Here is a 14444-nt window from a genome sequence, read left to right on the forward strand (position 1 = left end):
AATCTCCACAGCGCAGCGGCCAGTTGCGATGGGGGTCACGCCGCAGGCGGCAACCGGCCGGGCTACAGGGCGGCGATTGCGTCGATGCGCTGCCGGGCCTCGCCCGGGTCGGTGCAGGCCAGCAGTTCATCGGTGCGGCGCCGCAGGTCGCTAACATCGGCATCGCGCACGATGCGCTTGACCTCCAACACGCTGGCCGGGTGCATGGAGAATTCGGTGAGCCCAAGCCCGAGTAGCAACCGGGTGTGCAAGGTGTCGCCCGCCATTTCGCCGCACATCGACACCGGTATCCCTGCCATCTGGCCGGCTTCGATGGTGCGACGAATCAGCTGTAGCACGGCGGGGTGCAGCGGGTCGTACAGGTAATTGACCTCGTCATCCACGCGATCAATGGCCAGGGTGTACTGGATCAGGTCGTTGGTGCCGATGGAGAAGAACTCGCATTCCCGCGCCAGCCAAGGGGCCGCGAGGGCGGCGCCCGGCACCTCGATCATGGCGCCGACCTGGGCGGTATCGCTGAATTCGCGCTGCTCCTGCGCGAGCTCGGTCTTGATGTCGTGAATCAGCTGCGTGCATTGCCGCAGTTCGAAAATGTTGGAGATCATTGGAATCATGATCCGGGCCCGGCCCGCGCTGGCGGCGCGCAGCAATGCCCGCAGCTGGGTGCGGAACAGGCTGCGGTCTTTGAGGCACAGGCGCACGGCGCGCAGGCCCAAGGCCGGATTCGTGGCCTGCGAGATCCGCACGGCCTCCGATTGCTTATCCGCGCCCAGGTCCAGCGTGCGGATGGTCACCGGGCCGTCCACCGCGGCGATTACCTCCCGGTAGGCCAGATACTGCTCTTCTTCACCCGGTGGCTGCTCGCGGTTCATGAACAGGAACTCGGTGCGGTAAAGGCCAATGCCTTCGGCACCCACTTCCTGGGCCTGGGCCACATCGCTAGGCAGCTCGATGTTGGCCATCAGGCGGATCGTCTGACCGTCGCGCGAGCGGGCCGGCTCGTCCTTGAGGCGCAGCAACATGCGCCGGTAGCGGGCATCACGCTGGCGTCGACGGGCGTAGAAATCCAGGGTGATCCGGGCCGGCGCGGCGACCAGATGGCCCGCATGGCCGTCGACGATCAGCACTTCGCCGTCTTCGAGCAGGCGGCGTGCGCCGTGGAGTCCGACGATGGCGGGGATGCCCAGGCTGCGAGCGAGAATCGCGGTGTGCGACAAGGGACCGCCCGATTCGGTCACAAAGCCGGCAACACCCTGGCGGTGGAGCAGGATGATGTCGGCTGGCGTGACATCATCGGCCACCACAATCGACGTGCCCTCGTGCGCGGCCTCGCGGGCGCCCAGGGGCTTGTCATTCTTCAGCAGGATCCGCTGAATCTGCGATACGACATGCTCGACATCGTCACGACGGCTGCGCAGATAAGGATCTTCCATCGCCTCGAATACGCGGATGAGCGTGTCACGCTGGCTTTTCAGGGCCGCTTCGGCATTGACGCCGCGCTCGGTGATCAGCTCTTCCACGGCCTCGGAGAAGGCGCGGTCTTCGAGCATCAGCATATGGGACTCGATGAACGCGGAAATCTCGCCCGGCGTGCCCTTGGGAATGCGTTCCTGGACGTCCTTGAGTTGGCTGCGCGCGCGACGTAGTGCCGACCGATAGCGCCGGATCTCGGCTTCGATCTCAAAGGGTTCCAGCGCGTATTCGGGGATGTCCAAATCGCCGGAGACGATTTTCATCGCCCGGCCGATTGCAATGCCGCGTGCGACCCCGATGCCGGAGAGCCAGAGACTCATGCGGTCAGGCGTCCTCGCCGAACCGGTTGGCGATGAGCTCGGCCACGGCCTGCAACGCCGCATCGGCATCCGGCCCGTCGGTTTCCAGTTCCAGCTCGGTGCCTTGCCCGGCCGCAAGCATCATCAGTCCCATCATGCTCTTGCCGCTGACCTCGCGGTCACCGCGACGCAGCAGCACCCGACTTTCAAATTGCCGCGCACAGGTCACGAGCTTGGCGGTGGCTCGGGCGTGTAGGCCCAGTTTGTTGACGATCGTAACGGTCTGGCTTGGCATAAGGCGGTGTCTTTATTCGGGATGCTGGCAATCGACAATACCCCGGCGGCCGCCTTCGATGGCGGCGGCACTCAGGGCGGAGAGCGGCTGGTCGTGGTAGTTGAACACGCGCAGCAACATCGGCATGTTCACGCCGGCCACCACGCGCGTGCTGTCATCGCTGGCGATGCGGGTCGCCAGATTGCCCGGGGTGGAGCCGAAGGCGTCCGTCAGGATGAGCACGCCCTCCCCAGAATCCAGGCGGTCAATCATGCGTTCGCCCTGACGGATAAGGACTTCGGTGTCCTGCACACGCCGGACTTCGAGGATGTCCGTGTCCAAGGGCAGGTCGCCGATGACGTCGCGCACGGTCGCCAGCAAATGCTGGCCCAGTCGGCCATGGGTGACGAGTAGAAGTCCGCAGCTCATGCCAATTCCGAATGTCTGATTTGTATCGCGCGACCGGCGGCGCGAAAACGCCGGGCCAGGGCTTCCACCAGGTAGACGGAACGATGCCGTCCGCCCGTGCAGCCAATGCCCACGGTGATATAGGTGCGGTCCTGGCCTTCGAAGGCCGGTAGCCAGCGCTCCAAAAAGCCTGCGATGTCGGCTTCCAAGGCTTGGCACTCCGGCAGGCTGGCCAGATACTCGGCGACGTCCGCGTCCTGGCCGGTCTGGGGTTTGAGCGCCGGCTTCCAGTGTGGATTGGGCAGGCATCGCACGTCGAAAACGTAGTCGACATCGTCGGGCACGCCGTACTTGAAGCCAAACGACATGAACAGCACGGTCAGCGGGGCATCCGGGGCCCCGCCAATGCGATGGCGCACGCGTTCGCGCAGCTCATGCACATTGGTTCGCGAGGTGTCGAGAATAATATCGGCGCAGTCGGCGATGGGGTCGAGCAGGCGGCGTTCGGTCTCGATGGCGTCGCGCAGGGTCGCGTCGCTGTCGGTCAGCGGATGCTTGCGTCGGGTTTCGCTGAACCGGCGCAGCAACACCTCGTCATCCGCTTCCAAGAACAACGTCGACGCGCGGAAACCACGTGCTCGCAGCGCGGCAATGTGATCGCTATAGCCCTGGATGTCATCGCGCGAGGCCCGGGCATCGATGCCCACGGCCAGCTTGTTCGGCGCGGCCGGTTTGCTGTTGGCATGGTCGGCCAGCGAATCCAGCAGCGCCATCGGCAGGTTGTCGATGCAGAAATAGCCCTGATCTTCCAGCACGCGCAGGGCCACGGACTTGCCGGCTCCGGACAGGCCGCTGACGATGATCAATTCCATGCGCTGGTCGCTCCGGCGTTTCGGGTGACGAGTGCCACGGCCAGTTCAATCAACTCGGGTGAGGCCGGCGCGCGGTCCACAGGGACTGTCCAGCACGGCAGCGGGATGCCGAGCAGGGTCGTCCGTCCGGGTTGTGAGCCTGACAGCGGCCTGGCGTCGGCTTCGGCCCGTCGACTCAACTGAATGATGAGATCGACCGTGCTACGGGGCTGCAGGGCGTCGGGGCCGTGCAGCGCTTCGAGATTGACCACGCCGACGCCTCGCAGCTGCAGCTTGCCTGCGAGCGCACGGGAAGAACGCCCGATCAGCCGGCCGGACTCGATGCTGAGCTCGGGGGCATCGTCTGCAACCAGTGCATGGCCTCGTCGCACCAGTTGCAGGGCCAGTTCGCTCTTGCCGGTGCCGCTGTCACCCGTGAGCAAGACGCCGGACCCGGACATGGCCACCAGAACGCCGTGGCGGGTCGTCAAGGGCTTCAGGCTTGGGTCGGCAGCTCGGAGACGAGCTGGATGTGCAGGGCCTCGTCGGAGGTGGCTTCCCGCAAGGCCTGGACGAAGCCGTCATCGGACAGGCGCTCGGCAATGGCCTTGAGAATGTCCAGATGGGTCTGCGTGGCATCCTGGGGGACCAGCAGGCCGAAGATCAGGTCAACCTGGGCGCCATCATGGGCGTCATAGTCGATGGCCGACTCCAAACGGACGAAGGCAGCGGCCGGCTTGTCCAGCCCGCGCATCCGGCCATGTGGAATGGCGACGCCGCCTTCCAGGGCTGTGCTGCCCAGTTTTTCCCGGTTGACCAAGCTGGTCAGGACATCGGTGGCGCTCAGGTCGGGTGCAACCTCGACCAGTAGTTTGGACAGCTCTTCCAGGGCGCGTTTCTTGCTGGCAATCGATCCGAGTGAACGGACCTGGGCAGGCGCGAGGAGATCGGCAAGTTCCATCGGGAATCTCCGTGGGATTCGGTGAACGGAAAGGTTTCAGCCGCTAGTGTACCAACCAAAACGACGCGGGGCCGGCGACGTTTTGGCGTCGCCGGCCCCGCTTGTGAGGGCTCCTCTGCTTGCACAGATGACCCGTCCGACTTACTGCAGCATTTCTGCGATGCGCTGCGGTCCCTTGCGATGATGGTCGGTGACTCGTTCCTTGAAGCGTCGGGTCTGGCGATCCAGCTTGTCAATCAACTGGTCGATCGCCACGTACATGTCGTCAGCGACGGCCTCGGCGTGGAGGTTTTTGCCGCTGGCGTGGAGTGTTGCCTCCGCCTTATGTCGAATCTTCTCGACGGTGAGGATGACCTCGGCGTCGATCAGATGATCAAAATGCCGCTCGACGCGAGACAGTTTTTGCGTGACGAAGTCGCGCAGCGAATCGGTCAGGTCGACGTGATGGCCGGAGATATTTAGGTTCATGCGTTCACTCCTGAATCTGAAATCATTCGACGGCCTCCGGAGATGGAAGTCGTCGGGTCAGACCATGCGGCGACGCTCGTGGGAAGGCGGCAGGTCCATCGCTTCTCTGTATTTCGCGACGGTGCGCCTTGCGACCTGAATGCCATCTTCCAGCAGCAGTTTGGCTATGCGGCTGTCGGATAGCGGCTTCTCAGGAGGCTCTTCCTTGATCATGCGCCGAATCATGGCCTGGATCGCGGTTGCTGAGCACTGACCTCCTTCCACGGTTGATACGTGGCTTGAGAAGAAATATTTCAGCTCGAACAGCCCACGTGGCGTGTGCATGTACTTCGAAGAGGTCGCACGCGACACCGTCGATTCATGCACGCCGAGCTGTTCGGCTACGTCCCTCAGGACGAGAGGCTTCATCGCCTCCTCGCCATATTCCAGAAAAGCACGCTGCTGTTCAATGATGCACTGCGCAACGCGCAGCAGGGTTTCATTGCGACTCTTCAGGCTGTTGAGAAAGTACCTCGCCTCCTGAAGATGCTGCTTCATGCACTGCTGGTCTTCACTTTGATCGGCACGTTTCACCAATCCTAAATACTCGGTGTTGATCCGCAGCTTCGGCGTGATGTCCGGGTTGAGCGAGACCGACCAACGGCCGTTCTTCTTGGTGACGAAGACCTCGGGCGCGACATACTCGGCTTCGTGATCGGTGAAATCGGCGCCGGGGTGAGGTTGCAGGCTGCGAATCAGGTCGGCGGATTCGGTGATGACATCCACCGGCTGGCGCAGCGCGCGAGACAATGCACGCATGTCATTGCGGGCCAGCGCGTCCAGGTGCTCATCGGCGATGAGTTTGGCCAGATCCACGACCGGGCCGGCGTTGAGGCCATCCAGCTGGATATGCAGGCATTCGCTGAGCGAACGCGCGCAGACGCCGGCCGGATCAAAGCGCTGAACGGTGCCCAGCACCGAGGTGATGGCGTCGCCGTCGTGGTCCAGTTCCTGCAGGCGGGCCTCGACAGTCGGCCAGTCGGCTAGGTAGCCACGGTCGTCCACGGCATCGATTAGATGGGCAGCGATGTCGGCTTCGGATTCTGAAAAGCCCGCCAGGTCCGCCTGCCAGGCCAGGTGCTCTCGCAGGCTGGTCTTTTTGTGCAGGTTCGCCTGCCGGTATTCGTACCAGGCTTCGTCGGCTTCCCGCGACCGGTGGCTGCCACCGTCATAGATGTCGTTCCAGTCGGCATCAACCGGCAGGTCGTCGGGAATCGCGTCGTCGTTGGCCTTGGTGTCATCGGCGGCCGGTTCGGGCGTGTCGTCGGCCGCGCTGTCCAGCTCGTCCGTGCGCTCCAACATCATGTTGGAGTCCAGGGCCTGCTGGATTTCCTGCTGCAGATCCAGCGTCGAGAGCTGGAGCATGCGGATGGCTTGTTGCAGCGCCGGCGTCATCGCCAGCGACTGACCCATGCGCAAAGCAAGGGCTGGACGCATTACGGTTTGATCAGGTGGTCGAACATGGTTTGAAGATACGCCCCAGTCGCTGCGATACGCAAGCGGATGGCGCTAATCTTGCTTAACCGAAATTTTCGCCTGAATGTGCAAGGGCGCGCCGTTGGATCGGCGCAGGGCTGTGGTTGTGACGCCCGGTGGTGCGGGGTTCTGGGCGGCTTTACAGCTGGAAGCTGTCACCCAGATACACCGAACGCACCTGGGCGTTGTCGAGAATCGTCTCAGGCGCCCCCTCGGCGATCACCTCGCCATCCGAAAGAATATAAGCGCGCGAGCAGATGCCCAGGGTCTCGCGGACGTTGTGATCGGTAATAAGCACGCCGATGCCGCGTTCCTGCAGGTGGCGGATGATTTGCTGGATGTCGCCAACGGAGATCGGATCCACGCCGGCGAAGGGTTCGTCGAGCAGAATGAACTGCGGTTCCGCCGCCAGCGCCCGGGCGATCTCCACCCGACGGCGTTCGCCGCCGGAAAGACTCATGCCCAGCGTGTCCCGAACATGGGTGATGTGCAGCTCGTTGAGCAGCCCATCCAACGCTTCGTTGCGTTGCGCGCGGTTGAGTTCCTTGCGCGTCTCCAGAATCGCCAGCACGTTCTCGGCCACGGTGAGTTTCCGGAAGACCGAGGCTTCCTGCGGCAGGTAGCCGACGCCCAGCCGGGCGCGGGCGTGCATGGGCAGGCGGCTGATATCGCGTTCGCCCAGGGTGATCCCGCCGTCATCGGCGGGTACCAAGCCCACGATCATGTAAAACGACGTGGTCTTGCCGGCTCCGTTGGGGCCCAGCAGTCCGACGACCTCTCCGGCATCCACGTGGATGCTGACATTCTTGACCACCGTGCGCTTCTTGTAGGTCTTGCGCAGGTTTTGCGCCCGTAACGTGATGCTCATGGGCTGTCGGGCAGCTCGGGGGCCGGAATCGTGATTCGGACGCGCTCGGATTCGCCACCTGCGGCGCGCATGCGTTGATCCGTCAGGTTGTATTCGATCCGGTCTGCCGACAGGGTGTCCGCACCCCGCTCGATTCGCGCCGAGCCCTCCAGCGTTAGCACCCGGCTGCGGGTGTCGTAGGTCATGGTTCCCGCCGTGGCGATGACGGGGGCGTCGCTGCCCTGGGGTTGGTGGGTCAGCCGGGCCGGTTCTCCGACCATCGTCGCTGTGAGCGTCTGGGCATCGGGTCGGCTGACGGTGAGCCGATCGCCGGTGAGCGCAATATTTTGCTGGCGCAACTGCACGTTGCCCGAGTAAACGCTAAAGCCCTTGGACTCGTCGAGTTCCGCGCGGTCCGCATCCACGGTCAGGCGGCCGGACTGGGCAAGCGTGGCGGTGGCGAAGAATAACCCCGCCAGCAGGGCGCCCATGTGAGGGATCCACTTATTCATTGATCTGCGCTCGCACCTGATTCAGCAGCCTGACCTGGGTTCCGTCGAAAGACGCCACGAGGCCGATGGCCTGCAGGCGCTGGTCCGGGGTCGTGAGGTCGACCGCGGTGTTGGAGCGTAGCTGCTCGGTTGGCAATTCGACCAGTAGTTGGCTGGTGGTGAAGTCGACCGGGACACCGGTGTCATCCTGGCCATGGACGTCCACCGAGCCGCTGAGCTCGATGCGGTCCTGATCGGGGGGGACCCGGCCGCTGGGTGAGCGCAAGGTCCAGACCCCGTCTTGTCCGCCCACATAATCGAGGCCGACATCGCTCAGCGCCAGGCTGCCGTCAGCAAAGTACGTCGCACGGCGAGCCGCCGCGCGGTAGACCAGTTGGCCCTGTTCGTCGAAGCGTCGCAGGCTCATGTCCGCCAGAAAGGAGCGCGCATCGGGCGGCGGGGCGGTCAGCGGCTCCGGGGTGCTGCGCTCGCCACGCAGCAGAGAAATCCCTACCGCGCCCATGATGGCCACGGCCAGCAGTGGAATGCCGGGCGCGGTTAGTGCGCTCATTCGCAGGCGGCTCTTGCGCTCGCTCATGTCTGCGCGGCCAGGATGAGGTCGCAGGCTTCACGGACCGCCCCGTGTCCACCGCGGTACTGGCTGATCCAGTGCGCGGCGGCTTGCGCGCTGGGATGGGCGTCGGCAACGGTGAGCGCCAGGCCCACGCGCTCCAACAAGGGCACGTCGGGGCTGTCGTCGCCCATGCAGGCGACCTCATCGTCCTGCAGTTGCAGGGTCTCTAGTAAAGCCTCGTAGGTCGGCAGTTTGACCCGGGTCGACAACACAATATGTTCCACACCCAGCGAGCGGAGTCGATTCTGATAGGCCTGCGACGGCCGGCCGCTGATGACCGCGACCTGAATGCCGGCGTCCAGCAGTAGCCGGATGCCCAGGCCGTCCCGGACGCTGGAGGTCTTAAGCTCGGTGCCGTCCGGGGCGAGGTACAGCTTGCCGTCGGTGAGCACGCCGTCGATATCCAGCACCACCAGCTTGATGCGCGCGGCGCGCTGCTGGATGTCGTTGGGCCTAGACAACGCCGGCTCTCAGTAATTCATGCATGTGGAGCAGCCCCGTTACCCGGCGTTGTTCGTCGCAAACCACCAGGGTGGTGATACTGAAGTCTTGCATGATCTTCACGGCTTCCGCGGCCAGGGTGCCGGGTGCGATGGACTTGGGATCAGCTGCCATGACCTCCGTGATCGGCGTGGCGTGCACGTCCAGTCCCCGATCCAGGGTGCGGCGGAGGTCGCCATCGGTGTAAATCCCCAGCATGTGGCCGTCGGCATCGTCGACCACGGTCATGCCCAGGCCCTTTTGTGTCATCTCGACCAGGGCCTCGGCCACGGTGACCGTGGCGCCCACGCGCGGGATCCGCTCGCCGGTATGCAGCAACTCGTCAATCTTCAGCAGCAGGCGACGACCCAGCGAACCGCCCGGATGGGACAGCGCAAAATCGGACTCGGTGAATCCACGGGCTTCCAGCAGGGCCACGGCCAGTGCATCGCCCATCGCCAGGGCGGCTGTCGTGCTGGCTGTGGGGGCCAGGTTGAGCGGGCAGGCTTCTTTTTCAACGCCGACATTGAGATGCACGTCGGCCATGCGGGCGAGCGTGGATTCCGGTTTGCCGGTCATGGCGATTAATGGAACACCCAGGCGCTTGATCAGCGGCAGGATGGCCGTGATCTCCGCTGTCTCGCCCGAGTTAGACAGTGCGAGCACGACGTCGTCGCGGGTGATCATGCCCAGATCGCCGTGGCTGGCTTCACCAGGGTGGACGAAGAACGCCGGTGTTCCGGTGCTGGCCAGCGTGGCCGCGATCTTGTTGCCGATATGTCCCGATTTGCCCATGCCCACGACCACGATGCGGGCCGAGCAGCCAATGCAAAGCTCGCATGCCCGTACGAACGCTTCGTCGATCCGGTCGACCAGTCGCTCGATGGCGTCACGTTCGATTCGCAGTACCGAGACGCCCAGGGCGCGAATCTGATCTGGATGCAGTGTTGTCATCAACCTATCCCGCGATCAACAAGATGGATGTATAGCCGACGAAGGCCAGCAGCAGCAGGCTGCCTTCCAGTCGCGTGACCCGCCCGGGGCCCCGCCAGCCAACGCACATGAGGTAGAGCACAGCGGTCAGGCCCAGCATGACGGGTAGATCGCGCGTGAGCACGGCGGCTTCGACAGCGCCGGGCGCGATCAGTGCTGGCATGGCCAGCACCACCAGCAAATTGAACATGTTGGAACCGAGGACGTTGCCCAGCGCGATCTCGGGTTCGCCCTTCAATGCGCCGGCGACCGAAGCCGCAAGCTCCGGCAGGCTGGTGCCCAGCGCCACAATGGTCAGGCCGATCACCAGGTCGCTGAGGCCAAAGGCATTCGCCAGGTTCACGGCGCCCCAGACCAGAATCTGTGACGACAGGGGCAGGGCGATCAGGCCCACCACCGTCCACAGGACGGCGCGGCCGATGGGTGCCTGTTCCGGCACATCCAGCGCCATCTCATCATCCAGTGCCGTGCTGGTGCCACTGCGGGCCATGCGAGCCATCCAGACCAGCGTGCCCAGCAGGCCAACGGCCAGCACGCCGCCGTCTACCCGGGTAAGGTCGCCATCGGCCATCAGCACGGTCGCGCCGACGCAGACCAGCGAGAGCACCGGCAGCTCGCGCTTGAGCACGGAGTTCTGCACGACCAGCGGTGCGACCAGGGCGGTGACGCCAAGAATCAACGCGATGTTGGTGACGTTGGAGCCGATCGCATTGCCGATTGCCAGGCCGGGTTTGTCTTGCAGCGCGGCGACACCGGCGACGAACATTTCAGGCGCCGAGGTGCCGAGTCCGACAACGGTGAGGCCGACTAGCAGCTTGGGGACGCCCAGATCTTGCGCCAATGCGGCGGCGCCGGCGATGAAGCGGTCGGCGCCCCAGATCAGCAAGACGAATCCGACGACGATGGCGCCAAGGCTAAGCAGCAGGGTGGGGTCCAATCGAGAGCCGCGCGGTACAGATGGGCGGCGAATGATAACGGACCGCACCCGGGCAGCGCTGTGCAGTTTCGGCTGTAGGGTTTATTTACTATGTCCCTGGTCGTAAGTTCCGTTCACACTGCGTAGCACAAACACAAGGTGCGGCCGACAGAGCTGGCACGAGGAGACGGCGACCCTGAGGGCGCCTTGTCAACGGCTGGGAGTCCAATGCCGTTTGGCGATTGCTGACACGACCGGGGATCGCGTCAGCGGGGGATTGCATCCGCTTTCCCGATGCGCCGCCGATTCCGTTCGGCGGCGCTCTTGTTTCTGGCATTCGCGCACTCGGCGAGCGTGCTAGCCCTTGATCTTGTCGTAGGCCGCCAGCGCGGCCTGCCGGCTGGATTTCAGATCGACGATGGGCTGCGGATAGTCTTTGCCGATGCGTACACCCGCACGGCGAAGCAGGTGGTCCGGCGCAGTCCAAGGAGCGTGGATGTGGCGATCGGGCAGTTTCGAGAGCTCGGGCACGAACCGGCGCACGTAGTGGCCCTTGGGGTCGAATTTCTCTCCCTGGGAAACCGGGTTGAAAATGCGGAAATACGGTGCCGCATCGGCGCCGCAGCCCGCAATCCACTGCCAACCCAGCGTGTTATTGGCCAGGTCAGCATCGACCAGGGTGTCCCAGAACCACCGGGCACCGGTCTGCCAGTGATGGCGCAGGTTTTTGGTCAGCAAGCTGCCCACGATCATGCGCACGCGATTGTGCATCCAGCCGGTCTGCCACAGCTGGCGCATGCCGGCATCGACAATAGGAATGCCCGTTTGGCCCTGCTGCCAAGCATTAAGGTCGGTGTCGCGACCCGCCCACTCGAATCCACGAAACCGCGGGTTCAAGGGTTGATCCAGGGTCTCCGGGTAGTGGAACAGCAGGTGGTGTGCGAATTCCCGCCAGGCGATCTCCGACAAGAATTTGTCCGCTTGCTGGGCGCTGCGTGTCCGGCCATCGTCGGAACTGGCGGCATCGACCGCCGCCACCACCTGACGCGGGCCGATCTCACCGAAGTGCAAATGCGGCGACAGCCCGGAGGTCGCGTCCAGGTCCGGGCGGTTGCGCCCCTCGTCGTAGTCGTCCAGCGCATGCTGCAAGAATCGTTGCAAGCGCTGCTCTGCACCCGCGCTGCCGGGTGTCCAGTGGGCGCCGAAGCCGTCTGCCCAATTGAGGCGTGGGTGTAGCTGCAGGCTGTCGATTGACCCGGTGTCGATCTCCGGTGCAGGCGGTAGGGCCGGCGTCGGGCAGGGGGGCACGGCACCCACCTGTTCGCGAATCGATTTCCAGAAGGGCGTAAACACCCGATATGGGCCGCCACTCTTGGTCTCCACAGTCCAGGGTTCGTTGAGTAACGCGGCGTTGAAGCTCCGGACTTCGACGCCATCGGCGCGCAGCGCGTCCTTGATGTTCCGGTCGCGCGTCCGGGCCATGGGCGTGTAGAGCCGGTTCCAATAGACGCTATTGGCTCCCGTGGCCTGAAGGCATTGCCGTATGACATCGAGGCTGTCTCCGCGCCGGACTACGAGTTGGCTACCGGCATCGTCCAGCTGCCGCGACAACGCCTGCAGGCTGTGGTGTAGCCACCACTGGCTGGCGGCGCCTGCTGTCCACGGGGCGTCCTCGTCCGGTGCGTGGATGTACAGCACGAGTAGACGCTCGGCGGACTGGGCAGCCCGGTGTAGCGCTGGATTGTCTGCGAGGCGCAGATCGCGCCGGAGCCAAACGATGCGGGTGGTCATGAGCCAGCGAACTCCTCGTTCAGGACAGGAACTATCAGGCCCGTATAATGCGCGGCCTTTTCCACGCTAGCCGAGCGGAATGACCCAAGCGATTCGTGTCGAGGACGTGCATAAGCGATTCGGTTCGCTGCACGCGCTAAAAGGCGTCAGTTTCGGGATAGAGCAGGGAGAGTATTTCGGCCTGCTCGGCCCCAATGGGGCCGGCAAATCCACCCTGATCAACATCACGGCGGGACTGGTCCGCGCGACGGCCGGTGCGGTTGCGGTGATGGGGCACGATGTGGTCGGCGCGTTCCGCCCGGCCCGCCAGTCGTTGGGTGTCGTGCCGCAGGAGATCGTTTACGACCCGTTTTTTTCGGTGCGCGACATTTTGCGAATCCAGGCTGGCTACTTCGGATGCGGCAAGAGCGTCTGGCCCTGGGTGGACGAACTGTTGGAGCGGCTGGACCTGACGGACAAGTGCGATGCCAGTATCCGGCAGTTGTCGGGTGGCATGAAGCGCCGGGTGCTCATTGCTCAGGCGCTGGTCCACCGGCCGCCCGTGGTCATCCTAGACGAACCAACAGCCGGCGTGGATGTGGAGCTGCGACGCACGCTCTGGGCCTTTACCCGCGAGCTACACGCCGCAGGCCACACCATCGTGCTGACCACCCATTACCTGGAGGAGGCGGAGGCGCTTTGTGAGCGCATTGCCATCATGGACCGCGGGGAACTCCGGGCATTGGAGCGGACGGATGACTTTCTCAAGCGGCACCCGTTTCGTTTCCTGCGTCTGAGCATCGATGGGCCGGGCAGTTTGCCTCAGGGCATCGAGTCGCTGGTCTGCGAGCGCCAGGGCCCGGAGTTGGAGCTGCGGCTCACCCGGGGCCAGGACTCGGTGGCCGATGTGCTTGACGGCCTGCGCGATGCTGGATTCCGGGTCACCGACGTGCACACGCGAGAACCCAGTCTGGAAGACATCTTTGTCGAATTGACAGGAGATCAGAGTGACTGAGCGCGCCCAGCCCATGCAGGCCCAGGATCGCCGTTTTAATCCCTTGGGTACCTGGACGTTGTTCCAGAAAGAAGTGCGGCGTTTCATGAGCGTGATTGGCCAGACCGTGCTGGCGCCGGTCATCACCGCCGTGTTGTACCTGCTGGTGTTCCAGCACGTGCTGGAAGACCGCGTGAATGTTTACCCCGGCGTTGGATACACGGCTTTCCTGATCCCGGGGCTCATCATGATGAGCATCATTCAGAACGCCTTCGCGAATACCTCGTCCTCGCTGACGCAGTCCAAGATCATGGGCAATCTGGTGTTCCTGCTGTTCGCGCCGTTGTCCGCGGTTGAAATTTTTGTCGCGTTTGTCGGTGCGGCCATTGTTCGGGCGGCCTGCGTGGCCACCGTGCTGTACGCGGTGGGCTGGCTGTTCATTCCCTTGCCCCTACAGGCGCCGGCGGCAGCGATTGGCATGCTGGTGCTCGCGGCAGGCTGTCTCGCCGTATTCGGATTAATCGCGGGCATTCTGGCGCAGAAGTTCGATCATTTGGCCGCATTCCAGAACTTCTTCATCATGCCGTTCTCGTTCTTGTCTGGTGTGTTCTACTCCATACATTCGCTCCCTGAATTCTGGGAGCAGGCCTCCCGATTCAACCCGTTTTTCTACATGATTGATGGGTTCCGGTATGGCTTCTTCGGTGTGGCAGACGCGCCGATTACTCACTCGCTGGTCGTCGTGGCCGGCTTTTTCCTATTGCTCTCGGTCGTGGCTCTTTGGATGCTGCGCGCCGGGTACAAGATCCGCAGCTAGGCGCGGGGATACCCATGGATGCACTCACCATCAAAACATTGATTGAAGCCGGCCTGCCTGACGCCCAGGTCGAGGTGCTGGGCGATGACGGTCAGCATTTTCAGGCGACGGTGGTTTCACCGTCCTTTGCCGGGCAGTCGGTCGTGGCCTGTCACCGGCAGGTTTATGCCGCGCTGGGTGACCGGATGGGGACCGAGATTCATGCCCTGCAGTTGCGCACCCGCGCTCCTGACGCAAGCTAGGCGGGGCTCGA

General features: G+C 63.8%; 18 protein-coding genes. 3 read left to right on the forward strand and 15 right to left on the reverse strand.

Going from position 1 to position 14444, the window contains the following annotated elements; translation table 11 throughout:
- Window positions 1-62: 62 nt before the first annotated feature.
- The 15 genes from ptsP to DEH80_RS06830 all read right to left on the reverse strand — a co-directional run bounded on the left by ptsP (window position 63) and on the right by DEH80_RS06830 (window position 12401).
- The gene (ptsP, locus tag DEH80_RS06760; RefSeq protein WP_109719721.1) at window positions 63-1793 is read right to left on the reverse strand and encodes a phosphoenolpyruvate--protein phosphotransferase; all 1731 of its coding nucleotides are present in this window, start codon (window positions 1791-1793) and stop codon (window positions 63-65) included.
- 4 nt (window positions 1794-1797) lie between these two features.
- A complete protein-coding gene (locus DEH80_RS06765) occupies window positions 1798-2067 on the reverse strand; it encodes an HPr family phosphocarrier protein (RefSeq protein ID WP_109719722.1) in 270 nt (89 codons plus the stop codon).
- 12 nt (window positions 2068-2079) lie between these two features.
- Entirely contained in the window at window positions 2080-2475 is a 396-nt protein-coding gene (locus DEH80_RS06770; RefSeq protein WP_109719723.1) for a PTS sugar transporter subunit IIA, read from the reverse strand.
- Window positions 2472-3326: an RNase adapter RapZ gene (gene rapZ / locus DEH80_RS06775; protein ID WP_109719724.1), complete on the reverse strand. Its 855-nt coding sequence runs from the start codon at window positions 3324-3326 to the stop codon at window positions 2472-2474. The genes DEH80_RS06770 and rapZ overlap by 4 nt, the downstream gene beginning before the upstream one ends.
- Window positions 3317-3796: an HPr kinase/phosphorylase gene (locus DEH80_RS06780; RefSeq protein WP_133249145.1), complete on the reverse strand. Its 480-nt coding sequence runs from the start codon at window positions 3794-3796 to the stop codon at window positions 3317-3319. The genes rapZ and DEH80_RS06780 overlap by 10 nt, the downstream gene beginning before the upstream one ends.
- A 5-nt stretch (window positions 3797-3801) precedes the next feature.
- Window positions 3802-4266 (reverse strand): PTS sugar transporter subunit IIA, encoded by a 465-nt coding sequence (locus tag DEH80_RS06785; protein WP_109719726.1) that lies wholly within the window; start codon window positions 4264-4266, stop codon window positions 3802-3804.
- A gap of 141 nt (window positions 4267-4407) precedes the next feature.
- The gene (hpf, locus tag DEH80_RS06790; protein ID WP_109719727.1) at window positions 4408-4734 is read right to left on the reverse strand and encodes a ribosome hibernation-promoting factor, HPF/YfiA family; all 327 of its coding nucleotides are present in this window, start codon (window positions 4732-4734) and stop codon (window positions 4408-4410) included.
- A 57-nt stretch (window positions 4735-4791) separates the two neighbouring features.
- Entirely contained in the window at window positions 4792-6210 is a 1419-nt protein-coding gene (locus tag DEH80_RS06795; RefSeq protein WP_109719728.1) for an RNA polymerase factor sigma-54, read from the reverse strand.
- A 178-nt stretch (window positions 6211-6388) separates the two neighbouring features.
- Complete coding sequence (gene lptB / locus DEH80_RS06800) at window positions 6389-7117, reverse strand: LPS export ABC transporter ATP-binding protein (RefSeq protein ID WP_109719729.1); 729 nt, start codon at window positions 7115-7117, stop codon at window positions 6389-6391.
- The gene (lptA, locus tag DEH80_RS06805; RefSeq protein ID WP_109719730.1) at window positions 7114-7608 is read right to left on the reverse strand and encodes a lipopolysaccharide transport periplasmic protein LptA; all 495 of its coding nucleotides are present in this window, start codon (window positions 7606-7608) and stop codon (window positions 7114-7116) included. The genes lptB and lptA overlap by 4 nt, the downstream gene beginning before the upstream one ends.
- Window positions 7601-8158 (reverse strand): LPS export ABC transporter periplasmic protein LptC, encoded by a 558-nt coding sequence (gene lptC, locus DEH80_RS06810; protein WP_165831339.1) that lies wholly within the window; start codon window positions 8156-8158, stop codon window positions 7601-7603. Before lptC ends, lptA begins: the two co-directional genes overlap by 8 nt.
- Before the next feature lie 23 nt (window positions 8159-8181).
- Window positions 8182-8682 (reverse strand): KdsC family phosphatase, encoded by a 501-nt coding sequence (locus DEH80_RS06815; RefSeq protein ID WP_109719732.1) that lies wholly within the window; start codon window positions 8680-8682, stop codon window positions 8182-8184.
- Entirely contained in the window at window positions 8675-9655 is a 981-nt protein-coding gene (locus DEH80_RS06820; RefSeq protein WP_109719733.1) for a KpsF/GutQ family sugar-phosphate isomerase, read from the reverse strand. Before DEH80_RS06820 ends, DEH80_RS06815 begins: the two co-directional genes overlap by 8 nt.
- A gap of 4 nt (window positions 9656-9659) precedes the next feature.
- The gene (locus tag DEH80_RS06825; RefSeq protein ID WP_109719888.1) at window positions 9660-10619 is read right to left on the reverse strand and encodes a calcium/sodium antiporter; all 960 of its coding nucleotides are present in this window, start codon (window positions 10617-10619) and stop codon (window positions 9660-9662) included.
- A gap of 348 nt (window positions 10620-10967) precedes the next feature.
- Window positions 10968-12401, reverse strand: a complete 1434-nt coding sequence (locus DEH80_RS06830; RefSeq protein WP_109719734.1) for a cryptochrome/photolyase family protein — start codon at window positions 12399-12401, stop codon at window positions 10968-10970.
- Window positions 12402-12480: 79 nt separating this feature from the next.
- Here DEH80_RS06830 and DEH80_RS06835 point away from each other — a divergent pair, with 79 nt between their 5' ends.
- The 3 genes from DEH80_RS06835 to DEH80_RS06845 are packed head-to-tail and all read left to right on the forward strand — an operon-like array spanning window position 12481 to window position 14433.
- Window positions 12481-13395, forward strand: coding sequence for an ABC transporter ATP-binding protein (locus DEH80_RS06835; protein ID WP_109719735.1), 915 nt, complete (start codon window positions 12481-12483; stop codon window positions 13393-13395).
- Window positions 13388-14191, forward strand: a complete 804-nt coding sequence (locus DEH80_RS06840) for an ABC transporter permease (protein WP_243412761.1) — start codon at window positions 13388-13390, stop codon at window positions 14189-14191. The genes DEH80_RS06835 and DEH80_RS06840 overlap by 8 nt, the downstream gene beginning before the upstream one ends.
- 14 nt (window positions 14192-14205) lie before the next feature.
- Window positions 14206-14433 carry a BolA family protein gene (locus DEH80_RS06845; RefSeq protein ID WP_109719737.1) on the forward strand — a complete coding sequence of 76 codons (228 nt, stop codon included), beginning with the start codon at window positions 14206-14208 and terminating at the stop codon, window positions 14431-14433.
- Window positions 14434-14444: the final 11 nt, after the last annotated feature.

The sequence above is a fragment of the Abyssibacter profundi genome (assembly GCF_003151135.1).
GTDB lineage: Bacteria > Pseudomonadota > Gammaproteobacteria > Nevskiales > OUC007 > Abyssibacter > Abyssibacter profundi.